Source organism: Neobacillus solisequens (assembly GCF_051233465.1).
GTDB lineage: Bacteria > Bacillota > Bacilli > Bacillales > Cytobacillaceae > Neobacillus.
Genome location: NZ_JBKFGJ010000006.1, coordinates 255,340 through 277,445, shown reverse-complemented (window position 1 = coordinate 277,445; position 22,106 = coordinate 255,340). Strand labels below are relative to the sequence as shown.

Genomic DNA, 22,106 nt, shown 5'->3' with positions numbered 1-22,106 from the left:
GAAGCCGTACTATACAAAAAACAATTGTATAGTACGGCTTCCTTTTTTTATCAGTTCATATTCAGTTCATAAAAACTTGTTACCATACAATCTGTATTCAACGTAAGAGGAGGAATTGAAATGAAATCTAAACCTCAGTCAGATTCTATAAATGGTAAGTGGGCCGTTGAAGCCCAGGGGCTTGTCAAAACGTTTGGCTCTAATCGAGTGGTTGATGGAGTGAATCTTCAAGTTCCCGATGGAGCGATTTATGGCATACTTGGCCCAAACGGGGCGGGTAAAACGACGATTATTAAGATGCTGGCGACATTGCTGCGGCCAGATGCCGGTTCGGCAAAAATCTTTGGGCACGACGTGGTTAGAGAGGCACATATCGTTCGACAATTGATGGGGGTAACAGGACAATATGCATCGGTTGATGAATCACTAAGTGCAACTGAAAACCTGGTGATCTTTTCACAATTGTTGGGATTGAGCCGTAAGGAGGCAAAACAAAAGGCAGAGGAACTTCTTGAGGAATTTAGTTTAACCGAAGCTGCGAAAAGACCATTGAAAAACTTTTCTGGTGGTATGCGCCGCCGGCTTGATCTTGCAGCAAGTCTTATTTCACAGCCACCGCTCATTTTCCTAGATGAGCCAACCACTGGGCTGGATCCAAGGACCCGCAATCAAATGTGGGATACCATCCGCCGATTGGTTAAGGCGGGGTCAACCGTACTGCTCACAACGCAGTACCTTCAAGAGGCTGATGAGCTTGCGGACCGTGTTGCGGTAATCGACGGCGGGATGGTTGTAGCGGAAGGTACTGTAGATGAATTGAAGGCATCCATTGGGAGATCAGCATTACATTTACGGGTACAGGATCAGTCAAATCTTCATGATGCCCGTAAGATGGTAGAGCAGGTCCTCAAGGTTCAATCAAATGTTACAGCTGAAGGTGGGAAGATCACAGCACCTATGGCGAGTGCTGATCAGGTTACGGACTTACTAATTACTCTCCGTGAAGCAGGAATCCACCTTGCCGAAGTGAGCGTGCAGAAGCCAACACTTGATGAGGTGTTTTTGACGATCACAGGTAATGCTGGGAAAAAGTCTGATCAAATTCTACATGAAATGAGGGGGTAATTGTATGGGGAATCATAGTAAGGATGTATTAATAAATCGCCAACTTAAAAATCATACCAGCTTTGGGCAAACGGTACGGCATTCTTTTACGATGGCTTATAGGGGATTGCTGAAAATCCGCAGAACACCTGAGCAATTGTTTGATGTAACCTTTCAGCCGATTATCTTCACGTTAATGTTTACCTATATCTTTGGCGGTGCCATATCTGGCAATGTACAAAACTATTTGCCGGTGATCATTCCAGGAATTCTAGTGCAGACCGTTATTACAACCTCTGTTGTCACAGGCGTTCAACTTCGAGAGGACATGGATAAAGGGGTGTTCGATCGTTTCAAATCGCTGCCTATTGCTCGGATTGCTCCATTGGCGGGAGCCTTGCTGGCAGACACAATACGGTATACAATTGCAACAGTATTAACGTTCACGATGGGATATATTATGGGCTTTCGGCCTGATGGAGGCTTTGAGCATGTCGCGATCGCCTCGGTACTCGTTATCGTGTGTTCCTGGGCAGTCAGTTGGATCTTTGCGTTCTTTGGTGTGATTGCACGAACTGCTTCAAGCGTACAAGGGATATCTATGATTATCTTGTTTCCCCTCACATTTTTGTCCAATGCCTACGTGCCGGTTGATACGATGCCAAACTGGCTTCAATGGTTTGTAAAGGCAAATCCAATCTCACATCTTGTATCTGCTGTAAGGGGACTTGTCAATCATGGAACGTTTGGTTGGGATTTAGGGATTTCCCTTATCGGTGCTGCCGTGATTGTAGCCATTTTTGCTCCCCTAACGGTACGTGCCTATATGAGAAAGGCCTAAATAAGTTTCCACAAGACAAGGGAGGTTACCCTCATGACAAAACTATTATTGGTTGATGACGATGAAAATATCCGGGAACTTGTCTTGCTTTTTTTAAAGAAAGAGGGTTTCGAAGTATATGAAGCATCGGATGGAGTAGAAGCTCTGAAAGTATTGGAAAAAATGAAAGCTGACCTGGCCATCATTGATATCATGATGCCAAATATGGACGGATGGGAATTATGTCGAGAGCTGCGGGAGTTCCAGGATATTCCCATCCTCATGCTGACAGCCAAAGGGGAAACGTCACAGAAGATTAAGGGATTCAATCTAGGAGCAGACGATTATCTGGTGAAACCGTTCGATCCGCTAGAATTAGTGGTAAGGGTAAAAGCTTTATTAAAACGATATAAAATTGCAGTATCACAAACTATCATTATTGGAGAATTTCAGCTAGATCGCAAAACACATGAAATTTTCTATAGAAATCAAAAGTGTACAATTCCGTTGAAGGAATTTGAACTTCTATTTAAACTGGCTAGTTACCCTGGCAAAACTTTTTCCAGAGAAAGCTTGATTGAAGATATATGGGGTTATGATTATGAAGGCGATGAGCGAACCGTGGATGTCCATATTAAAAGAGTCCGTGAGCGATTTTCCGAGACAGAAGTTCCCTTCCGGATTCAAACTGTCAGGGGATTAGGCTATCGGTTAGAGGAAAAATCATGAAGACAAGGGAGTTTTTAAGACATGTATTGGGCTTCTTGCTTTTCCTCACTTTTATTACGGCCAGCTTTACGTCTGGATACTTCATTGTTCGATTGTTCCACTTTCTATCGTCTGACTATCTTCGCTATATGGTAGCAACCATTATCAGTATTTTGATATTGGGGATACTAGGGTTTATCATCCATTTTTTCACCAAGGATAAACAACGCCGACTTTATTTTGAAATCATTGATGCGCTAAGGAAAATTGCCAAAGGGGATTTTAATGTCTATTTGGATATCCGCACAAACGGAAGAAATGAATTTATTGAGCTCATTGATCATTTTAATCATATGGCTCGAGAGTTAAAACAAATGGAGGAAATGCGGCAGGAATTTATTTCAAATGTATCCCATGAAATTCAGTCCCCGCTAACCTCCATTACCGGGTTTGCAAAAGCCCTTCAAAATAATGAATTGCCTATGGAAGAAAGAAACCACTATTTAAGCATTATAGAGACTGAAAGCAAGCGGTTATCAAAGTTAAGTGATAATTTATTAAAACTAACTTCTTTGGAATCTGAGCATCACCCTTTTGAACGAAAAAGCTATCGGTTAGACCAGCAAATCAGAAGAATTATCCTAGCCTGTGAACCCAACTGGATAGAAAAAGAGATCGAAATGGATGTATCGCTTGAAAAAGTTGTGATCATGGCTGATGAAGATTTAATGAGTCAGGTCTGGATCAATTTAATTCATAATAGTATTAAATTTACGCCTTCTAAAGGAAGAATTAGCGTTCAACTGAAAGAGAGTAATGATCAAGCAATCATTAAAATATCCGATACAGGAATGGGTATTTCGAACAAAGACCTAGTCCATATTTTTGAACGATTCTATAAAGCAGATCAGGCGCGTCAAAGGTCTAAAGGCGGAAGTGGTCTAGGACTGTCTATTGTGAAAAAGGTGATTGAAATGCATGATGGCGGAATTATCGTTGAGAGTGCGGAGGGCGAGGGAACAACTTTTACTGTTTCTTTACCCATATAAAAATGGGATCCCCCTAAAGTGTTGTTTTAGGGGGTAATTTATTTAATTAGAAATCAAAATTATCAGGATCTGGGCCTACTCGATGATTTTGATTAAGCTGGTCAATTTTGTCCATGTCTTCTCTTGTTAGATCGAAATCAAATACATCGGAGTTTTCTACAATTCGATGTTCCTTCGTAGATTTTGGAATGGTAACCACTCCGTTTTGTAAATCCCAGTGGATTATAACTTGTGCAATTGATTTATTATATTTAGTGGCTATATCTCGTAAATCCGGGTGATCCAACAGTTGCCCTTGCATGAGTGGCGACCAGGCTTCCAGCTGAATTCCGTGTTCTTGACAAAAAGCCCACAGTTCCCTTTGTGCTAATCTTGGGTGATATTCCACTTGATTGACCATCGGCATTATTTCCGCATCCTTCATTAATTCCTCCAGATGGTGAATATGGAAATTGCTAACCCCAATCGCCTTCACTCTCCCCTCTTTATAAAGAGTTTCCAAAGCACGCCATGCCTCTTTGTATTTGCCTTCAACCGGCCAGTGAATCAGATATAAATCCAAATAATCCAGCCCAAGTTTATTAATACTAGTTTCATAGGCAGCGATGGTAGATTCATAGCCTAGGTCTGCATTCCAAACTTTTGAGGTGATAAATAAATCTTCTCTAGTAAGACCGCTTTCTTTGATGGCGGTGTGAATAGCTTGACCCACACTTTCTTCATTTTCATAAATGGCAGCTGTATCAATACTGCGATAACCGTGTTTAATGGCAAATGAAACAGCATTCACCAGTTCAGGACCTTCCTCTACTTTAAAGACTCCAATTCCAAGCCAAGGCATTTTTACTCCATTGCTAAGTGTTGTAGTACTTTGTAAATTTTTCATCACATATAACCCTCCGTTAATTGTTTTATTAGAACACCATCTTTTATTGTATAAAAAATCTAAGAGCACTTTTGGTTTTGGAAACTTACAGCTTTTTGATCATTTTTTTCAAGATTCCAACTCCAAAAGGCCAAAAATACAGCCGCTAAAACCATCAAGGCCCCCATCCAAGTCGTGTGAATGAGTCCGATGGAATCTGTAATAACCCCTCCTAGGAAGGACCCAAATGCAATGCCAGCGTTAAATGCCGCAATATTTATCGCCGAAGCCACATCTACTGCAGAGGGAACATAACGTTCGGCTAACATAACCACATATACTTGTAATCCCGGGACATTCATAAAGGCAAGAAGACCCATAAAGAACACTGTAATAAGCCCTGCTATTTTAAATGGAGCAGTATACATAAGGATGAAAAGAACAATCGCTTGAACAATGAACATATAAAATAAAGCTTTAATAGGATTTTGATTGGATAGTTTTCCACCTGCTATGTTCCCAATCGCAATGGCTACCCCATATAACAGTAGAATCACCGCTACAGTTCCTTCTTTAAATCCTGTAATATCCTGCAGAATAGGGGATAAATAAGTGAAGACAACAAATGTCCCTCCATACCCTAAGGCGGTAATGATAAATAAAAGTAATAGCCGACCATTTTTCAATAATTGTAATTGATTGCGGATGGATGTTCGCGTTCCTGCCCGTAAGTTGGTTGGAATGAGAATACTATTCGCAATCAAGGCTATAATCCCAACTGCAATGATAAGAATAAATGCCATTCTCCAGCCAAAATGCTGCCCAATGAAGGTTCCAAATGGCACACCCGTAACGGTGGCAACCGTTAATCCCGAAAACATGATGGATATGGCACTGGCTCTGCGGTTTTCAGGTACCAAATCAGCTGCAATAGTGGAACCAATAGACATAAATACGCCATGCGATAAGGCAGAAATGATGCGAGCGGAAAGCAGTACTCCGATACTTGTGGCACTGGCTGCCAAACTATTGCCGAAAATAAAGATGATCATAATCCAAAGTAATAAAGCTTTACGTGACATGCTAGAAGTGATAGATGTTAGGATCGGAGCTCCGAATGTCACTCCTAGGGCGTATAGGGAAACCGTCAGACCGGCAGTTGTAACCGGTACGTTTAAATCTCCGGCAATGAGCGGTAATAACCCAACACTAATAAATTCTGTAGTTCCTATGGCAAAAGCACTTGTCGCAAGAGCTATTAACGCGAATGTGCTTCGTTTTTTATCAATTGACATGTAATCCCTCCTCAATGTTGCAATAAAGATTCTATTTTAGCCGGCAAATGTTATTATGGTATATATCATAAGTAATGAGAAGTACGCACTTTAAAGTGATATAGGCACTTATAGGTAAGATAGTTACTTTTTTGTGCCTATCAATGTTTAGGAGGAAATGGTTCATGAAAAAAAAGAAATACAATATATCAGTTGAGGCGACATTGGAAGTAATAGGAGGTAAGTGGAAATGCGTGATTCTATGCCATCTAACGCATGGTAAAAAGCGCACAAGTGAATTAAAGCGCTTGATGCCAGAGATAACTCAAAAAATGTTAACTCAGCAGTTGCGCGAATTGGAAGAGGACGGGATCATAAATCGAATCGTCTATAATCAAGTGCCTCCAAAAGTAGAGTATGAACTAAGTGAGTATGGCTGGAGCTTAAAGGATATCCTGGATTCGCTTTGTAATTGGGGAGAAAGACATATTACCAAAGTTTATGGAGATAAGTTTTTAGTTTTAGAAGAGAATGTTTTGAATGAGCATTTGAAATAAAAAGAGAGTAGGGTGTTTTCAGACAGAGGAAGCATGGATGACTCAGAATGTGTCCGGAGTCGAGGCAACTTTAGCTTTAAATGCTTCCATCGAAGCAGCACGTGTAGGTGAACATAGAAAAGGATTTGCAGTTGTTGCCAATGAGGTTAGCAGTTTGTAAGGATATACCACTTGGACTTTAATAATTAGTTTGAAAATCCGTATGTATCAGCCTTTTCCCTAAAGCAATGGCATTTGCGATTCCCTTCTCCGACAGTGGCGAATCCCCCATCCATGTAAGCGACTTTCCTTATTCCATTCAGTTTCACCATGCCAGGTTAACTAAATATTAACATTTAATTTCCTCCATAAAAATCCATCTTGATTAGTAGTTATTTTTACACCACCAAAAATTAAGTAGATATATATATTTAGAAAATGTCATTTCAACTATTCACCTCTTTACTAATTTGAATTAATCTTTCTTCCACAATTTTTTTAAAAAGGACTTTATTCTCTATTTCAAAAAGGGATTTTGCCTTTGTGTAAAGACTCGCTGCTTTTATAATATGATGTTGATTCTCGTAGTTTTGTGCAATTTGATAGTAAAGCTCACCTAAAAGGTATAATAGTTCATTGTTAATGCAGAGATTAACCCCTCGCTTACACAAAAAGATTGATTGTTTATAATCACCTATTTTATAGTGGCTTTTAGCTAAACCATAACAAAGCCTAATTTCAACCCTAGGGTCCCTGACATCAATTAATTTATCCAGTTTAGCAAAGGCCTTCTGATAAATATTTATTGAATCTGTAAACCTTTTGATTTCATTGTTGATGATGGCAATACTGTTTAAGATTTCTATCTCTTGTAGCTTGATATTTACGATATTTGAATTAACCTCTAGTTCCAATGCCTTCTGAAGGGTAGATAAAGATTTTTTAAAGTCACCTTTATTGTAATATTCTACAATTCCAAGGTGCCATAGCATAAATTGCCAATTATGAGGAACCTTAAATGCAGGATTCTTCTCCTCTGCCACAATCATCTTTTCAACCTCTTCATAATTTCTTTCCCTAATAAACTTACGAATCTGAAATTTTACTTCGCTTATATAATCATGACGCACGGTATAGGCCTGTTCATAAAAGTAATTTACATCAACACCTAGTTTATTGGCTATTTCAAAAAGAGTTGTGCTTAAAGGCAAAACCCGTCCTTTTTCAATGTTACTAATTTGTGCTTGAGTAATAATACCTTGGGCCAATTGGGCCTGTGTTAGACCCGCTTGTTGACGCAAGTATCTTATTTGTTCTCCTATTAATTTAGCTATATTCAAAAAGGATCCCTCCCAAAATATTAATATAATTATATTTTAAATCAAAACCACCATAAATACTGTATAAACGAGTAAAAAAACCAGTATTTCCCTAATTTTGCCGAAAACATGGATTTTTACATTCATTTATAATCAGATTAATAGGAGGGATTATTATGAAAAAACATTTAGTAAAATCTATTTTTGCCTTAACTTTATTAGTTTTTTCCATGTCTTACCAACTACAAGCTAAAGCTATAAAAACCGCTAATGTACCTAAACAAGATGACATGATGCTATGTGATCTGCCTAATCAACATTCCGATCTGGAATTACACCTGGAGATGAATCTACAACTAGACACCTATTTAGGCTAATATTTTCAACCAAAAGGGAGGGAATCACTTGGGGAAAAAAGCTATATCCGTATTTATCGTTTTTTCAACTATCTGGGGGTTCATTTTTTCCTCCTCTGTAGTAGCAAGTTTAGGAACAACTCCCATTCCCTTAAGCAAAGATTCAAAAATCGTATTTGCATCTATGCTCCCCCAAGGATGGGGTTTCTTCAGTAAAAGTCCAAGAGACATGTTATTGGGCATACATACAGCTAACGAAAAGAGCTTGAAAGTACTTTTTCCAACCATGAGATTTGAAAATTTATTGGGGTTATACCGAAAGGGCCGATCCCAAGGAGTGGAAATGGGGGCATTGTCCGTAAAAATTAGTAAGGAAGACTGGGTAAAATGTGATGGAAATGACCTTAAGTCATGTGAAAAATCAGCAAAAAAAATCCACATTGAAAATAAAACTCCCAGTCCATTACTATGTGGAGAGTACTACTTTACACAGGAAGAAATCATTCCTTGGAGCTATTACAAGTACAGTTTGGCAGGGACTGAAGTAAAACAAATCGTAAAGGCGGATATCCAATGTTCCAAACAATAGAGAAGTTAATCCTCTGTTGGAAACTCAAAAATCCTTGGACAAATGTATATGGGCTAGCCAGGAGTATAATCGCTTTTTCAAGCATGGTTACATTAATCTCGAATAGGCCCGAGTTACTTTTCAAACCATCCTCGGCATCTATCAAATTTCCAATCTGTGAAACTGGATTTAGTGCTTTCTGCTTTGCCCAGAACAATTATTTTTACCTCAACATAATCCGTTGGATCTTTATCTTTCTTCTTATTTTGGTCGTTAGCGGTTGGAGACCAAGATTTACAGGTGTTCTTCACTGGTATGTAACATACAGTATGCAAGCTTCGATGGTGGTAATTGATGGAGGCGAGCAGGCCGCTTCTGTCATTGCGTTTCTATTGATTCCAATTACATTAACTGATAACAGAAAATGGCATTGGGACGCCAGCGAAAACCACTTTAGTCCTGGCATCTATTCGAAAATTATAGCCTATATCTCCTTTTTCTTTATTCGTCTTCAAGTAGCCATTATTTATTTTCACTCCACAATAGCAAAATTAAAGAATAAGGAATGGATTGACGGTACAGCCGTCTATTATTACTCCCGTGAAAAAACAGTTGGATTTAATTCATTTTTTGACTATATCACTCACTCAATTATTGCAAGCCCACTAGTTGTTATTCCCACTTGGGGAACTCTTCTTGTTCAAATCGTCATCTTTTGCTCACTCTTCGCACCTAAGAAATATTGGAGAACCATCTTTATTATAGCCATATCCATGCATGAGATTTTTGCACTTATGTTGGGTCTTATTAGTTTTTCCATGATTATGACCGGTGTATTGATTCTATACCTGATACCCATTGACTCAGTTTTTTGCAAATTACTTGCTAAAAATAAAACCAAAAAAACAAAGAAATTAGAGGAGGCAGTAAGTTGAAGAAAATCATTATATCACTACTCTCATTTGCCATTGTCTTTGGAGTAATCTTCTCCAACGGGGCAGGCACTACCGTTCACGCAAAAGAGTACCAATATTCAGGGGAAGAAATTTTTAAAGGTTTCGTCTTTGCACAAGGCGAACTAGGAAAGAAACTGGATAACGTATTCTCTCAGGATATGGTAGAAAAGCTCAACACAAAAGAATCTAAGGAATTTGCTAATAGAGTGATGATAGAGATTTCAAAAGAAGATCCTAATTTTTTCAAGAAGCTTCAAAAGGCTACTTATTCAAAAAATCCTGCTAAAGTAGACAAGTTATTAAAAGATGCCGGAGATATCATCAAAAGTGATGTTGCCGAAATGGAAAAGCAAATGGCAAAAAATGATGGAGTAGTAGGAGCAGCAGCTTCTGTATCCGTATCTTGGTACTACTACTATTATTATGTTGCAGCAGCAGCAGCGGGCATTGTCCTTGTCCTCTTTGCAATCGATATTACCCCAATCGCAAAAAAAGATGATACAAACAGAGAAATGGCTATCCGCTCCCTAGTTGAAGAAGTAAACTAAGAGCAAATATAGTGCGGAAGACTCCCCATCTTCCGCACTTTTAATCCGAAAAGGCTCCCAAACTTTCATATTTTTTTACTAACTAAGTATAACTGATATATAGTGTTAATATTTGAAACTAAAGATATGGACAGTGAAAATATGGATAATTGGACAATTCAGTTAAGAAAAGGCATGTTCGAGTTAACCATTCTCTCTCAAATTAAAAATCAGTCCAGGTATGGGTATGAAATCTCGGCTGCATTAAAACAATCACCGTTATTTTCAATTTCGGAAGGAGCCATTTACCCAATTCTAAAAAGGATGACCGAAAAAGGATGGATCGAGTTTTACTGGGAGGATTCGTTAGAAGGGCCTCGAAGAAAGTACTACTACATCACAAAAGAAGGTAGTTTACTTTTAAAAGAACGGATCATGAAGTTAAAGGAAATTTATGAAGCAGTTGAGCTTTTGGGAGGAGGTGGTGCTTTTGAATAATTTAGAGGACATAATTTCACAGTATATTGAGGACCTAGAGGAGCGGATGCATCAAATTCAGCAGGTTCAGCGTAAAAACTTAGTCGAAGAAATTAGGGACCATCTGAATTCCTATGCAGAAGATCTCAAAAAGAAAGGGTTATCCACCAATGAGATTGCACAAAAAATAAAGGATGAATTTCTGTCGCTGAACGAATTAGCCACAGAATTTATGGAAGCCTCTAATAAAATCAGTTTTGGAAGAAAAGTGAAGCATCATTTGGGACTCCTATTCCCCATTGTTGTAGGCATCATAGGGATCACCGTTTTTCCGGAATATCAAGAACTATTATTAGCATTGATGCTATTCATCTATTCCTATGTAATCCTATTCAAGAAAACAATCTGGGGGTTTGCCGTTATCAGAAAAAAGCCTGCAAGAGTTAGGCATAAAGAAAAAATCGCCCAATTGGGCAGCATCTACCTGTTTGTATTAGGGATGATATTTCTTGTTGGACAATATGTTACGTTTCCTAACAAACAGCTTCTCTTTATGGCTATGGTTATTCTAGTTAGTGCGGGGTTCTACTTTTATATGAATAAAAAGCTAGTACACTAGTAAAGCCATTTATCAACAAAGAAAAGAAGGGGAATGGGTATTTTCAAAAGATTTTTAAATGGAGGTATTAAGATGGATTACAATCTAATCATTCTAAGTCTTTTGTTTTTTTTCATCGCTTTTCTAGTAGGGGTGAAAAAACAGACATGGATTCTAACGGGGTTTAATGAAAAAAGAGTTAGAGACAAAAATAAATTAGCCAAAATTGCAGGTTTATACTTATTCTTTCCTCTAGGCATACTTTTATTAATAAGTGCGTTCTTTGATTATCCTTATAAAGATACAATCCTGCCGATCGTAAGTGTCGCTTATGGACTAACAATCATTATTTATGTAAACGAAAAAATGGTTGAGTAACTATTGGGGCAAAGTGAGTTGATATGCATGAAATCATTGAAAATGGTAGTCTTTTACGATAACTGGTGCTCATTGTGTATTGCAATTAAAGAGAAAATCCAACGGTTAGACTGGTTCGGGCTAATAGAGATGATTGGTATCCGCGAAAAAGGAATTGAAAAAGAAATCTCTGTCCCCTTGGAGGACTTAGAAAAGAAAATGTACGCCGTTATTAAACGTAACGGAAAATATGTATCCGGCCTGGATGCTTTTATTTCAATATCGGCTCGTATCCCCATGTTTTTTATTCTTTGGCCATTTTTAATCATTTCTTCAAGGCTTGGAATTGGCCATGTTGTTTACAAATACATTTCCGAACACCGTACGATCGTACCAGTCGGCAAGTGTGATGATTCATTCTGTAAATTGAAATAAGAAAACTAATCAAATATTTACGCTAAAAGATATTACTTTAAAAATGGCTCTGTCAAACTTGGCTTTGATTTACGTTCCAAGCACTTTGCTTTCCGCGGGCGGTCCGGTGAGCCTCTTCGGCGTTTTGGCGCCTGCGGGGTCTCACCTGTTCCGTGCTCCCGCAGGACATTGAATTTCATCTTGAATCCGCCCGCGCGCGAAGGAAATGCGATAGCATTTTCGAAGAGTCTTCGTGCCTTCCGCTCCAATTATCGTGTTGAAAAAATCAATAATTCTCTATTACACAGCTTTAAAAATAGCAAAATCACCCGATTTTGCCGCAATATACTGATAGCTTTTACCATATACTAGGAAACTGTTTCTTCAAAGCCCCATTGTCGCTTTCTACACCATATTAAAACAAGAGAGATAAACATACACTTAAAATATTCACCAACACTTAATTTAAATCAATCCGTTCAATATTCCGAATAGCTAAAAAAACAATTCCTAGAGCCATTAATGCCAATGCAAGTGGAATATAAATGATGCTGGCTAATGAGATACCTGATCCTGTTGACGAGGTTACAAAAACAATTAATATTGAGGAAACAATCGTTGCCGGTGTTGAGTACTTTTTCATACCAAAATATAATGGCACAAGTGCCGCTCCTGCAGTGGCAAGATTAAACATCAACAGTTTTACTATTTCCGCAAAATAATCAGTAACCGTAAAACTCATGACAGACGTTAAATGTAAAATCTGGTTCATACCCATTAAAGCATGAATCACGAACAGATTAGAGATTACCATTGTAAATAAAGTTAAAGTAAAAATTAGTATTAATTTTGCTGTTAGGATCTTTTTACGGTTAACTGGATAGGAAAACAGCACAAGGTGTGTTCGATTTTTAAATTCATCAATAATTATTTTTGAAATCAGTACAGCGGCAAAAACAATCATAGTGCCCCTTACCATCGCCCCACTGAGGGTAAAATAATCAGTAAAGCTGTTCAAGGTTTGATCTCCTTCACTCTTTTCGATTGCAGGAATCATGCATAATAAACCAAGAATAATTAAATTAGCAAGAATAATCCCTTTGAAAAACCACCCTAATTTATTCTTTTTAAGCTCAAGTTTTATTAAATTTAACAAAGTGTTCCCTCCCTTACACTACGGACTTATTTAACTCAACTTGTTTAATGAAATACTCTTCTAACGTTGTCCGATTTTTATTCATATACTCAATATTGATATCTTCCATTATCAAGGTCTTAGAAATGGTCGACTGAGGCACTTCTGTAGCATAGATACGAATGACCTGGCCATCAATCACCTTAAAATTATTTATACCAAGTTTATCATGAAGAACAGCGACTGCTTTCCTTTGATTACTTGTCACTAACTCAATATATTCTGTTGTTCTCGCCTTTATCGTAGCCATTGACGCCTCTTCTATCAGTATGCCTCCTTTAATGATACCGATGGTGTCTGCGATTTTCTCAATTTCACCGATAACATGGCTGGAAATTAATAGTGTCATGCCGTATTCTTGATTAAGCATTTTAAATAACTTTCTCATAGCCTTAATCCCGGCTGGATCCAGTCCGTTAATGGGCTCATCCAGAATCAAGAATTCCGGCTTTGTGATAATGGCTCTTGCGACAGAAAGACGCTGTCTCATCCCAAGTGAAAAATCCTTTGGTAGTTTATTTTCAACATTTTCAAGACCAACCCGCTCCAAAGCATCACGAATTGCCTGCCTGTTATGGTACCCCATATAGGCGCAATGCAGTTCTAAGTTTTCAAGAGCAGTCATTTTCTCATAAAAAATGGGGTATTCGATCATACTGCCTATTCGCTTCAAGTAATCGAAGGAATCACGGTTGAGTGATTTTCCAAAGATGGTGATCTCACCTTGCGAAGGCTTAATCATATTAGTTAACATCTTCATAATGGTTGATTTACCGGCACCATTCGGCCCAAGAAATCCATAAATCTCACCCTCCCTAATATTCATCGTTACATTTGACACAGCATCATGTCCGTGGAAAGTTTTCGTTAAATTTCTTGTCTGTACTACATAGTCCATGATACCCCTCCTTGTTTTCGACCTAGTTAAAGTCTAGCAAGCAACCCTTGCTTTTTTCTGTCTAAATTCTTACAAAAGTCTTAAGAAAAATAGCTTGCTACTCTATAAACGTTTCAATGAAAATGTAAAGGATGTTTTTTCAAACGGTATCGATTGTATTGAAATGTCCCCTTGCATTTCTTCAACCAGTCTTTTGGTTATGGTTAAACCCAGACCACTGCCTTGGAAGGCTTTATTTCTCGATTCTTCAAGTGTGAATAAACGTTCAAATACACGGTCCTGCTCCGTTTCATTTATTCCTTTTCCTTTATCGAAAACTTCGACAAAGACCCTTGTCTCGTCATTAAACAACCTTATACCGATCAACTTGCCATCAGCACCATAGCGAAGACCGTTTGAAATCAGGTTATTTAAAACACGGTTTAGTGCTTCCTCATTACCGAGAGCAAATACGGGCCTTTCAGGAATCTCAATAACTACTTCTAGTCCTTTCATTTGGATCCATTCATAGAACAATAGAATATTATTTTTACAGATCTCCGTTAAATTAATTTTTTCAAGCGGGATGTCTTTATCACCGGATTCTAACTTGGCTAAGTCAAAAAATGTATTCATTAACGTAATAAGTTCTAATGTTTTACTATGTACTTGTTCGAGCATACGCACTCTTTCTTGTTCCTTCATTTGAGGTTGCTGCTGCAGCATTTCAATATATCCTGCGATTACGGTAAGCGGCGTTTTAAGATCATGAGAGACATTCGCTAACATCCGCTTCATCGAGGTTTTCGATTTTTTATACTGACGTACATTTTCTTGATACTCATCAACTACTTGATTTAACATATCTAGCATTTTAATGAGTTGCTTATCATCTGTTACGACGAGAATTCTCTCACTTACTTGTGAGGCTTTTATCTGTTCTAGTTTGTTAGTTATATAGATAAGCTCCTTATTTCTTCCCTTTTTTGATTGGTATTGAAAGATCACACAAATAAGAAGGGCCAGTATGATCATGCTTAATATTGTAATCATTTAAAATTCACCCAGCTTGTAGCCAATCCCCCATATTGTTTTAATATAGGTTGGTTTCGATGGGGTATCCTCGATCTTTTCTCTCAGTCGGCTAATATGTACGTTTATAATATTTTCATCCCCATAATAATCATCACTCCATACGGATCGATAAATCTGTTCTTTTGTAAAAACTTTCTTTTGATGTTCAAAAAACAAACAAAGAATCTTCCATTCCTTTGATGTTAAGTTGATCTCAATACCGTTTTTAGTCACAAGATAATTCTCCATATCTAATTCAATCTCATGTACTTTGATTATGGATGTATTTCGTTCGATTTGAGTCCCTATGTATTGTGTAGATCTTCTTATCGCTGCTTTCACTCTTGCAGCTAGTTCAACCATTGAAAATGGTTTAGTGATATAATCATCTGCTCCTAAACCAAGCCCTAACGCTTTATCCACTTCGCTATCTTTTGCTGACATAATAATTACGGGTATGTAACTAGTAGTCCGCACTATTTGAATAAAGTCCATACCATTCAACTTCGGCAACATTAAGTCTAACAAAACCAAATCATAATTCGCATGCTTAAAGGCAATTTCTGCTTCTTCGCCATCAAATACACATTTAACAGTGAAGCCCTCGTTATTTAAATATGTTTTTACCATATTACTAATAGCCGGGTCATCTTCAACAAGTAAAATAGTTTTCTGCATCAAAAATATCGCCTCCCCATTAATATTTCAGTTTTGTTGTATATAAAGAGAAAAGTGATGTTACGCATAACTTTAATGCTTACCTAATTATACCAAAATGGCAAGAATTTATTTGAAGACGAGGCAAGTTTGGACAAAGCAGGAACTAAAAAAGCAACAGGCTGAAGCTAAATAAATGCCAGAAAAGTAAAAAAGGGAATTGGACATCTCCAATTCCCTTTAAAATATCTAATTACGAATGAGATAATCAAATGCACCTAAAGCTGCGGTTGCACCTGACCCCATTGAAATAATAATTTGCTTATAAGCACTGTCGGTACAATCCCCTGCAGCAAATACACCAGGGACGTTTGTAGCGCCGTGTTTATCGACGATGATTTCGCCAAAACGAGTCCGTTCAACTGTTTCACCCAACCAATCGGTATTAGGAACAAGACCGATTTGAACAAATACCCCTTGTAATTCCACGTGATGCTCAGCACCAGTTTCACGATTTATATAAGTAATCCCATTCACTTTGTCAGTACCAGTGATCTCTTTTGTCTGAACGTTCTTCAGAACGGTAACGTTTGGCAGGCTGTAAAGACGCTCTTGTAAGACAGAGTCAGCTTTAAGCTCTGGCATAAATTCAAGTACTGTTACATGGTTGACGATACCGGCAAGGTCAATTGCTGCTTCAATACCAGAGTTACCGCCGCCGATCACCGCAACGTCTTTACCCGCAAATAATGGACCGTCACAGTGTGGGCAGTAAGCCACGCCTTTATTCTTGAACTCAGCTTCCCCAGGAGCACCGACATTACGCCAACGGGCACCAGTTGACAGAATGACGGTCTTACTTTTTAGAACAGCACCGTTTTCCAATTCAACTTCAATAAATTCTTTCTTTTCCAAGCGTTTCGCACGCTGAAGATTCATGACATCAACATCATACTCTTTCACATGCTCTTCAAGGCTGGCTGCAAGTTTAGGGCCTTCGGTATATTTAACGCTGATAAAGTTTTCAATACCCATGGTATCCATGACTTGACCGCCAAAGCGTTCTGCCACAATACCAGTGCGAATTCCTTTACGTGCAGCATAGATTGCCGCACTGGAACCAGCAGGACCGCCGCCAATTACTAGTACATCAAAAGGTTCTTTATCAGAAAGCTCTGATGCATCCGGACCATTTCCTAATTTAGCAAGGATTTCTTCAACTGTCATACGACCGCTTCCGAAAGATTCTCCATTTAGGAAAACGGTTGGGACCGCCATGATGTTTTTGCTCTCGACCTCATCCTTAAAGGCTCCACCATCAATCATGGTGTGTGAAATACCAGGATTAAGTATGCTCATCAAGTTTAAGGCTTGAACAACATCAGGGCAGTTGTGGCAAGTCAAGCTGATATAAGAATCAAAGTGATAGTTGCCTTTAATGTTTTTGATTTGATCAATAACTTTTTGTTCCACCTTTGGTGCTCTTCCGCTAACCTGAAGCAGTGCCAATACTAATGAAGTGAATTCATGACCAAGTGGAACACCGGCAAAAGTGACTCCAGTATCTTCCCCAATACGGTTGACGCTGAAGCTTGGTGTTCTTTCTAATTGAACCTTTTCCACTTTCACGTTGGATGACATAGAAGTTAATTCATCCACCAAAGAAAGCATATCGCGGGAAACGGCATCCTCTCCTGCACTAACTTTAAGCAGCACGTCCCCCTCCATTAGTTGAAGGTACTGGGCTAATTGTGCTTTTATTTCTGTATCTAGTAACATAGGAGCTACTCCTTAAATCTTTCCTACTAGATCAAGGCTTGGCTTCAATGTTTGTCCGCCTTCTTGCCATTTAGCAGGGCAAACTTCTCCTGGATTGTTGCGAACATATTGTGCTGCTTTGATTTTGTTTACAAGTGTGCTTGCGTCACGGCCGATGCCACCTGCATTGATTTCCATTGCTTGAACAACGCCGTCTGGATCAATAATGAAAGTACCACGTTGTGCAAGGCCTTCTTCTTCTTCTAATACGTCAAAGATGCGAGTAAGTTTTTGGGAAGGGTCTCCCACCATAATGTACTCAATTTTGCTGATCGCTGGTGAATGATCATGCCATGCTTTATGTGTGAAATGAGTATCTGTTGAAACAGAGTATACTTCAACTCCAAGCTCTTTTAGTGTTGCATATTGATTTTGAAGATCTTCTAATTCAGTAGGACATACGAATGTAAAATCTGCTGGATAAAAGCATACTACACTCCATTTGCCTTTAAAGTTTTGTTCAGAAACTGTAATGAAATCACCGTTATGATAAGCTTGATTTACGAATGGTTGTACTTCTTTACCGATTAAAGACATGTTTGTTTCCTCCTAAAATGGTTTTATATTGATAAAAGATTTTAATAAATCTTTTTCTAAACTAGAATAATTCTAATTCAAAAATAATTATCGTATAAATTTCACTTTTTTGTCAAGTGAATCAACTCACATTTCATAAATTATTTAGAAAAAAATGGAGTTTTATACAATAGAGCGAATCCTTTTTTCTAATTTCACGTAAAAGGTATAGAATGATTTGGGGGTGGAAAAAATTGAAAAAATATCCAAAAAGAAAGACGTGGATCTTCAGAATCGTTTTAACCTTACTTATCATGTCCATTATTTACGCAATTTATATGTTTTTTACGACGCCTTCAGGACCTGCACAAAATGAATACGATCGGGTTAGAAGTGACTATGTATTGATGATCTTGCAATGTGTCTTCGGCAGCATTGTAATTTTTCTACCTTCAGAAGTGGAGAGAAGATTCCGGGTTGATATACCGGATATCATGGAAATCATCTATTTCATCTTTCTATTTTGTGCCATTTATTTAGGTGAAGTTCGAAATTTTTATTATAGAATTCCCTATTGGGATTTAATTCTCCATTGCTTTAGTGCAGCGATGCTTGGTTCCTTAGGCTTTGTCATTGTCAATTTCTTTAATAAAACAGAAAAGCTTAATATCCAGTTAAGTCCATTTTTCGTTGCCTTATTTGCGTTTTGTTTCGCTTTGGCATGTGGCGCTGTTTGGGAGATCTATGAATTTACCGCAGATGGCCTATTAGGGACCAATATGCAGAAGTTCATTACCGCAGAAGGTACGATTTTAATTGGGCACGAAGCGGTTGCAGACACCATGGAGGATATCATCGTAGACGCATTGGGTGCCTTGGTCATGTCAACGGTTGGGTATATCAATTTGCGAAAGCAACAAATGAAAAGCTTTAAAATGCAAATAGAAAACAAGGAAAGTTGTTAATAACATTCATAGATATTTTCTCTGGGGTCAGGGAGAAAATAATATGGGGGATGCTAATGAGGATTTATTATGTAATCATATTGAGTATTTTACTCTTGGCAGGTTGCTCGCAAAAGGAAGAGGCCAAGCCACCGAAAAGTTCACCTAGTGACCATGGCGGAAAACAAGTTCAGGAATCTAATCAACAACCATCTCAGAATCAAACGTCTGTTTCTGTTCAACAGCTCGTAGCCCAAGCTAAAACTGGTCATGCCTATACCGTTCCTTTTGCAGCCCAACACTCCACGATTTCCCAGGTAAAAGATGCCTGGGGAGAGCCAAATCAAGTGGACCAGGTTGGGGGCGGGTATTATGCCAATTACACAAAAAGGTATGCCGTATTTGGTTATAATCAAGATGGCACCATATTTGATGTGCGTTCCAATGATCCAACGATTCAAGAATTTACGTTATCAGATATTGAGAAAGAGTTGGGAACCCCAACAAGTAGGTCAACTAATCAAAATGATCAAATATATACGTATAAACTGAATGCTCAATATCAATTAAAATGGATCATCCCTCAATCGACGGGAAAAGTGGATCATATTGCAGTCTATAGCCCAATCCAAACTTCAAGCCCTAATCAGAATTATATTCTGTCGATCAAGGGAACTTCAGAAAACTTGACGGCTTCCGCTTGGAAAAATATGATTCAGTGGCGTAGTGACATTCTGGCATTTCCAAAACGGTATCCTAATGATGTATTTGTGAATGGTCCGAATAAAAAGCGGGTGGCTCTAACGTTTGACGATGGGCCTGACAGGATCAATACACCAAAAATTATAGAGGCACTTAAACAGCAAAATGTGAAAGGAACCTTCTTTTTTATCGGACAAAAGGTTCAACAAAATCCGGATATTGTGAAGATGGCTTACGATAACGGAAATGTGATTGGAAGTCATAGTTTTTACCATCGCGAGCTAACCAAAGAAACTGCTGAGGATGTTAGGCAAGATTTAATGGGAGCTTCCGCAGCGATTAAAAGTGTGATCGGCAAATCACCTGCCCTTTTAAGACCGCCGTATGGTGATACAGATATAAAAGTAGTCAATGTGGCAAAAGAACAACAAAACAAAATCATCCTTTGGTCCATTGATACATTAGATTGGTCCCAAAAAGAGCAAACCCATATTGAAAACAATGTCTTGGAGAATGTGAGGAATGGAGACATCATTCTGATGCATAGTGATGATGATAAAACGGAGACGGCGAAGGCGGTCCCTATTATCATCCAAAAACTAAAAAGCCAAGGGTTCGAAATTGTTGATGTTGCAACGTTGCTCAACACGAATCCATATAAATAATCGGAAAAAGGGGCACATGTCTAGTTATAGATGTGCCCTTTGTTATAGGTATAATCAAGCTAAATTACTTATATCGGTGGCTGACCGTCCTTCATCGAGGGTGTGAAAGCCAAAATCGGGACGAGCAAGAAGAATACTGTCATTCATCGAGGGTGTGAAAGCCAAAACCGGTGCGAGCAAAAAGAGAACTGTCATTCATCGAGGGTATGAAAGCCAAAATCGGGACGAGCAAGAAGAATACTGTCCTTCATCTTCATCGAGGGTGTGAAAGCCAAAACCCGTACGAGCAAAAAGAGAACTGTCATTCATCGAGGTATGAAAGCCAAAACCCGGACGAGCCAGAAGAAAGCTGTCATTCATCGAGGATGTGAAAGCCAACCCGGACGAGCCAGAAGAAAACTGTCATTCATTGAGGGTGTGAAAGACAAACCCCGTACGAGCCAGAAGAAAACTGTCATTCATCAAGGGAATGAAAGACAAGACCGGGACGAGCCAGAAGAAAACTGTCATTCATCGAAGGAATGAAAGCCAAAACCGGGACGAGCAAGAAAGAAACTGTCTTTCATTGAGGGAATGAAAGCCAAAACCCGGACGGGCAAGAAAGAAACTGTCTTTCATCAAGGGTATGAAAGACAAAACCAGGACGAGCAAGAAGAAAAAGGACCCTCATCGGGGAAAATATCTAAATATAAATAAGTCACACATTTTCTTGAAAAGGTTATACCTCTAACGGGGTATAGCCTTTTTTATTTAGTAGTTTTGTTACCTAATAAGTTATTTTCAAAAATAAATAAATTATTTTAAAAATTACGATTGAAATTATTGTACTGTTAGAATATAATACAAGGCATAACAAATAAAAAAGCGTTTTCACAAAGGAGGTGAATCAATTTGAAAGTAGCCGGAATGAATATCACTTTTAAGCATTTCCCATTCCAAACCTTTTTGGATTGTATGGATCAACTAGGAATGAAAAGCATTGAATTGTGGGCAGGGGAGCCACACTTATATGTTTATCGTCATGCCTTGGGCAACATTAGAAACATCAGAAAAGAAGTAAAGACAAGAGAGATGAATATTGTCTGCTTTACCCCGGAACAATGTGTTTATCCATATAATATCGCTGCATCGGACACACATTTACGTAAGGCAAGCATTGATTATTTTATAGAAAATGCTTATGCAGCACTTGAACTTGGGACGAATATGATGCTGATTACTTCGGGTATTGGAGACTTTTCTGTCACCCGTGAGGATTCATGGAAGTATGCCAGTGACTCCATCTATCAGCTAACAAAAGTAGCTGAAAAGGAAGGGCTGACTCTTGCACTGGAGCCATTAACCAGGTTTGAATCTAATCTGATTGTTAGTGTCAAGGATCTTGAAAAAATGATCGGAGAAATTAAATCTCCTGCATTAACAGGGATGATTGATACAGTGGCAATGCGATTGGCAGGAGAAACGCCAGATGACTATTTTTCCAACCAGTCAGGTATTAGTCATTTCCACCTCATTGATGGAGATGGACAAACAGACGCCCATCTTGGACTCGATGACGGTTCACTAAATTGGAGGGAGTATTTATATAGCCTTCAAAAGAACCAATACGATGGGTATCTCACCCTCGAAATTATGGGCTCGCAATATTATCAAAATCCGCATGAGGCCCTCAAGAAATCGGTTAATAAAGTAAAAGAATTAGGAATTATATCTTCTTGATATGGAGGAAC

At 38.5% G+C, this 22,106-nt stretch carries 26 protein-coding genes and 1 pseudogene; 17 read left to right on the top strand and 10 right to left on the bottom strand.

From position 1 onward, the window contains the following. The first annotated feature begins 120 nt into the window (after positions 1-120). Genes ACI3K6_RS08885 through ACI3K6_RS08870 form a run of 4 tightly spaced genes read left to right on the top strand, consistent with a single transcriptional unit; the run spans position 121 to position 3,681 of the window. A complete protein-coding gene (locus ACI3K6_RS08885) occupies positions 121-1,125 on the top strand; it encodes an ATP-binding cassette domain-containing protein (RefSeq protein WP_335479742.1) in 1,005 nt (334 codons plus the stop codon). 4 nt (positions 1,126-1,129) lie between these two features. Continuing rightward, on the top strand, positions 1,130-1,945 hold the full coding sequence (locus tag ACI3K6_RS08880) for an ABC transporter permease (protein WP_435554521.1): 816 nt from the start codon (positions 1,130-1,132) through the stop codon (positions 1,943-1,945). Positions 1,946-1,978: 33 nt separating this feature from the next. Continuing rightward, the gene (locus ACI3K6_RS08875) at positions 1,979-2,653 is read left to right on the top strand and encodes a response regulator transcription factor (RefSeq protein ID WP_435554520.1); all 675 of its coding nucleotides are present in this window, start codon (positions 1,979-1,981) and stop codon (positions 2,651-2,653) included. After that, a complete protein-coding gene (locus tag ACI3K6_RS08870) occupies positions 2,650-3,681 on the top strand; it encodes a sensor histidine kinase (RefSeq protein WP_435554519.1) in 1,032 nt (343 codons plus the stop codon). Before ACI3K6_RS08875 ends, ACI3K6_RS08870 begins: the two co-directional genes overlap by 4 nt. A 46-nt stretch (positions 3,682-3,727) precedes the next feature. Here the strand turns inward: ACI3K6_RS08870 and ACI3K6_RS08865 are convergent, their stop codons facing one another. Together ACI3K6_RS08865 and ACI3K6_RS08860 are read right to left on the bottom strand one after the other, a co-directional pair. Next, positions 3,728-4,570 (bottom strand): aldo/keto reductase, encoded by an 843-nt coding sequence (locus tag ACI3K6_RS08865; RefSeq protein ID WP_435554518.1) that lies wholly within the window; start codon positions 4,568-4,570, stop codon positions 3,728-3,730. A 56-nt stretch (positions 4,571-4,626) separates the two neighbouring features. After that, positions 4,627-5,841 (bottom strand): MFS transporter, encoded by a 1,215-nt coding sequence (locus tag ACI3K6_RS08860; RefSeq protein WP_435554517.1) that lies wholly within the window; start codon positions 5,839-5,841, stop codon positions 4,627-4,629. Positions 5,842-6,005: 164 nt separating this feature from the next. On the opposite strand from ACI3K6_RS08860, the gene ACI3K6_RS08855 reads away from it, so the two are divergent. Both ACI3K6_RS08855 and ACI3K6_RS08850 read left to right on the top strand, forming a co-directional pair. Next, positions 6,006-6,377 carry a winged helix-turn-helix transcriptional regulator gene (locus ACI3K6_RS08855; RefSeq protein WP_335479728.1) on the top strand — a complete coding sequence of 124 codons (372 nt, stop codon included), beginning with the start codon at positions 6,006-6,008 and terminating at the stop codon, positions 6,375-6,377. A 67-nt stretch (positions 6,378-6,444) separates the two neighbouring features. Continuing rightward, positions 6,445-6,534: pseudogene (locus ACI3K6_RS08850) on the top strand (methyl-accepting chemotaxis protein); the annotation flags it as partial. 268 nt (positions 6,535-6,802) lie between these two features. On the opposite strand, the gene ACI3K6_RS08845 reads toward ACI3K6_RS08850, so the two are convergent. After that, the gene (locus tag ACI3K6_RS08845; RefSeq protein ID WP_435554516.1) at positions 6,803-7,696 is read right to left on the bottom strand and encodes a helix-turn-helix domain-containing protein; all 894 of its coding nucleotides are present in this window, start codon (positions 7,694-7,696) and stop codon (positions 6,803-6,805) included. A gap of 155 nt (positions 7,697-7,851) precedes the next feature. Here ACI3K6_RS08845 and ACI3K6_RS08840 point away from each other — a divergent pair, with 155 nt between their 5' ends. The 8 genes from ACI3K6_RS08840 (at position 7,852) to ACI3K6_RS08805 (ending at position 11,949) form a co-directional block, all read left to right on the top strand. Next, positions 7,852-8,052, top strand: coding sequence for a hypothetical protein (locus ACI3K6_RS08840; RefSeq protein ID WP_435554515.1), 201 nt, complete (start codon positions 7,852-7,854; stop codon positions 8,050-8,052). Positions 8,053-8,080: 28 nt separating this feature from the next. Continuing rightward, a complete protein-coding gene (locus ACI3K6_RS08835) occupies positions 8,081-8,620 on the top strand; it encodes an SdpA family antimicrobial peptide system protein (RefSeq protein WP_435554514.1) in 540 nt (179 codons plus the stop codon). Then, the gene (locus ACI3K6_RS08830; RefSeq protein ID WP_435554513.1) at positions 8,605-9,534 is read left to right on the top strand and encodes a sporulation-delaying protein SdpB family protein; all 930 of its coding nucleotides are present in this window, start codon (positions 8,605-8,607) and stop codon (positions 9,532-9,534) included. Before ACI3K6_RS08835 ends, ACI3K6_RS08830 begins: the two co-directional genes overlap by 16 nt. Continuing rightward, complete coding sequence (locus ACI3K6_RS08825; RefSeq protein WP_335479718.1) at positions 9,531-10,103, top strand: sporulation delaying protein family toxin; 573 nt, start codon at positions 9,531-9,533, stop codon at positions 10,101-10,103. The genes ACI3K6_RS08830 and ACI3K6_RS08825 overlap by 4 nt, the downstream gene beginning before the upstream one ends. A gap of 141 nt (positions 10,104-10,244) precedes the next feature. Further along, a complete protein-coding gene (locus tag ACI3K6_RS08820) occupies positions 10,245-10,580 on the top strand; it encodes a PadR family transcriptional regulator (RefSeq protein ID WP_435554512.1) in 336 nt (111 codons plus the stop codon). Then, positions 10,573-11,178, top strand: coding sequence for a hypothetical protein (locus ACI3K6_RS08815; RefSeq protein ID WP_435554511.1), 606 nt, complete (start codon positions 10,573-10,575; stop codon positions 11,176-11,178). The genes ACI3K6_RS08820 and ACI3K6_RS08815 overlap by 8 nt, the downstream gene beginning before the upstream one ends. 72 nt (positions 11,179-11,250) lie before the next feature. Beyond that, positions 11,251-11,535 carry a DUF3784 domain-containing protein gene (locus tag ACI3K6_RS08810; protein WP_335479711.1) on the top strand — a complete coding sequence of 95 codons (285 nt, stop codon included), beginning with the start codon at positions 11,251-11,253 and terminating at the stop codon, positions 11,533-11,535. A gap of 27 nt (positions 11,536-11,562) precedes the next feature. After that, positions 11,563-11,949 carry a thiol-disulfide oxidoreductase DCC family protein gene (locus ACI3K6_RS08805; RefSeq protein ID WP_435554510.1) on the top strand — a complete coding sequence of 129 codons (387 nt, stop codon included), beginning with the start codon at positions 11,563-11,565 and terminating at the stop codon, positions 11,947-11,949. Between the two features lie 32 nt (positions 11,950-11,981). Here ACI3K6_RS08805 and ACI3K6_RS08800 read toward each other — a convergent pair whose 3' ends face one another. The 7 genes from ACI3K6_RS08800 to ahpC all read right to left on the bottom strand — a co-directional run bounded on the left by ACI3K6_RS08800 (position 11,982) and on the right by ahpC (position 18,086). Beyond that, positions 11,982-12,128: a hypothetical protein gene (locus ACI3K6_RS08800; protein WP_335479706.1), complete on the bottom strand. Its 147-nt coding sequence runs from the start codon at positions 12,126-12,128 to the stop codon at positions 11,982-11,984. Between the two features lie 260 nt (positions 12,129-12,388). Continuing rightward, on the bottom strand, positions 12,389-13,084 hold the full coding sequence (locus ACI3K6_RS08795; protein WP_435554509.1) for an ABC transporter permease: 696 nt from the start codon (positions 13,082-13,084) through the stop codon (positions 12,389-12,391). Positions 13,085-13,097: 13 nt separating this feature from the next. Continuing rightward, complete coding sequence (locus ACI3K6_RS08790; protein WP_435554508.1) at positions 13,098-14,021, bottom strand: ATP-binding cassette domain-containing protein; 924 nt, start codon at positions 14,019-14,021, stop codon at positions 13,098-13,100. Positions 14,022-14,123: 102 nt separating this feature from the next. Next, positions 14,124-15,053 carry a sensor histidine kinase gene (locus tag ACI3K6_RS08785; protein ID WP_435554507.1) on the bottom strand — a complete coding sequence of 310 codons (930 nt, stop codon included), beginning with the start codon at positions 15,051-15,053 and terminating at the stop codon, positions 14,124-14,126. Then, on the bottom strand, positions 15,054-15,752 hold the full coding sequence (locus ACI3K6_RS08780) for a response regulator transcription factor (protein ID WP_335479744.1): 699 nt from the start codon (positions 15,750-15,752) through the stop codon (positions 15,054-15,056). 228 nt (positions 15,753-15,980) lie between these two features. Next, positions 15,981-17,510 (bottom strand): alkyl hydroperoxide reductase subunit F, encoded by a 1,530-nt coding sequence (gene ahpF / locus ACI3K6_RS08775; protein ID WP_435554506.1) that lies wholly within the window; start codon positions 17,508-17,510, stop codon positions 15,981-15,983. Between the two features lie 12 nt (positions 17,511-17,522). Next, complete coding sequence (ahpC, locus tag ACI3K6_RS08770; RefSeq protein WP_335481290.1) at positions 17,523-18,086, bottom strand: alkyl hydroperoxide reductase subunit C; 564 nt, start codon at positions 18,084-18,086, stop codon at positions 17,523-17,525. A gap of 233 nt (positions 18,087-18,319) precedes the next feature. On the opposite strand from ahpC, the gene ACI3K6_RS08765 reads away from it, so the two are divergent. The 3 genes from ACI3K6_RS08765 (at position 18,320) to ACI3K6_RS08755 (ending at position 22,095) form a co-directional block, all read left to right on the top strand. Continuing rightward, positions 18,320-19,030, top strand: a complete 711-nt coding sequence (locus ACI3K6_RS08765) for a DUF2238 domain-containing protein (RefSeq protein WP_435554505.1) — start codon at positions 18,320-18,322, stop codon at positions 19,028-19,030. A 56-nt stretch (positions 19,031-19,086) separates the two neighbouring features. Then, complete coding sequence (locus ACI3K6_RS08760) at positions 19,087-20,376, top strand: polysaccharide deacetylase family protein (protein ID WP_435554504.1); 1,290 nt, start codon at positions 19,087-19,089, stop codon at positions 20,374-20,376. 891 nt (positions 20,377-21,267) lie between these two features. Next, positions 21,268-22,095, top strand: coding sequence for a TIM barrel protein (locus ACI3K6_RS08755; RefSeq protein WP_435554503.1), 828 nt, complete (start codon positions 21,268-21,270; stop codon positions 22,093-22,095). The last annotated feature ends 11 nt before the right edge of the window (positions 22,096-22,106 follow it).

What these genes read in the sequence shown, in the direction of transcription:
- ACI3K6_RS08885 (WP_335479742.1), top strand. Translation starts at nt 121, where the DNA reads ATGAAATCTAAACCTCAGTCAGATTCTATAAATGGTAAGTGGGCCGTT.
- ACI3K6_RS08880 (WP_435554521.1), top strand. Translation starts at nt 1,130, where the DNA reads ATGGGGAATCATAGTAAGGATGTATTAATAAATCGCCAACTTAAAAAT.
- ACI3K6_RS08875 (WP_435554520.1), top strand. Translation starts at nt 1,979, where the DNA reads ATGACAAAACTATTATTGGTTGATGACGATGAAAATATCCGGGAACTT.
- ACI3K6_RS08870 (WP_435554519.1), top strand. Translation starts at nt 2,650, where the DNA reads ATGAAGACAAGGGAGTTTTTAAGACATGTATTGGGCTTCTTGCTTTTC.
- ACI3K6_RS08860 (WP_435554517.1), bottom strand. Translation starts at nt 5,841, where the DNA reads ATGTCAATTGATAAAAAACGAAGCACATTCGCGTTAATAGCTCTTGCG.
- ACI3K6_RS08855 (WP_335479728.1), top strand. Translation starts at nt 6,006, where the DNA reads ATGAAAAAAAAGAAATACAATATATCAGTTGAGGCGACATTGGAAGTA.
- ACI3K6_RS08840 (WP_435554515.1), top strand. Translation starts at nt 7,852, where the DNA reads ATGAAAAAACATTTAGTAAAATCTATTTTTGCCTTAACTTTATTAGTT.
- ACI3K6_RS08830 (WP_435554513.1), top strand. Translation starts at nt 8,605, where the DNA reads ATGTTCCAAACAATAGAGAAGTTAATCCTCTGTTGGAAACTCAAAAAT.
- ACI3K6_RS08820 (WP_435554512.1), top strand. Translation starts at nt 10,245, where the DNA reads ATGGATAATTGGACAATTCAGTTAAGAAAAGGCATGTTCGAGTTAACC.
- ACI3K6_RS08810 (WP_335479711.1), top strand. Translation starts at nt 11,251, where the DNA reads ATGGATTACAATCTAATCATTCTAAGTCTTTTGTTTTTTTTCATCGCT.
- ACI3K6_RS08805 (WP_435554510.1), top strand. Translation starts at nt 11,563, where the DNA reads ATGAAATCATTGAAAATGGTAGTCTTTTACGATAACTGGTGCTCATTG.
- ACI3K6_RS08800 (WP_335479706.1), bottom strand. Translation starts at nt 12,128, where the DNA reads ATGAAATTCAATGTCCTGCGGGAGCACGGAACAGGTGAGACCCCGCAG.
- ACI3K6_RS08790 (WP_435554508.1), bottom strand. Translation starts at nt 14,021, where the DNA reads ATGGACTATGTAGTACAGACAAGAAATTTAACGAAAACTTTCCACGGA.
- ACI3K6_RS08785 (WP_435554507.1), bottom strand. Translation starts at nt 15,053, where the DNA reads ATGATTACAATATTAAGCATGATCATACTGGCCCTTCTTATTTGTGTG.
- ACI3K6_RS08780 (WP_335479744.1), bottom strand. Translation starts at nt 15,752, where the DNA reads ATGCAGAAAACTATTTTACTTGTTGAAGATGACCCGGCTATTAGTAAT.
- ahpF (WP_435554506.1), bottom strand. Translation starts at nt 17,510, where the DNA reads ATGTTACTAGATACAGAAATAAAAGCACAATTAGCCCAGTACCTTCAA.
- ahpC (WP_335481290.1), bottom strand. Translation starts at nt 18,086, where the DNA reads ATGTCTTTAATCGGTAAAGAAGTACAACCATTCGTAAATCAAGCTTAT.
- ACI3K6_RS08760 (WP_435554504.1), top strand. Translation starts at nt 19,087, where the DNA reads ATGAGGATTTATTATGTAATCATATTGAGTATTTTACTCTTGGCAGGT.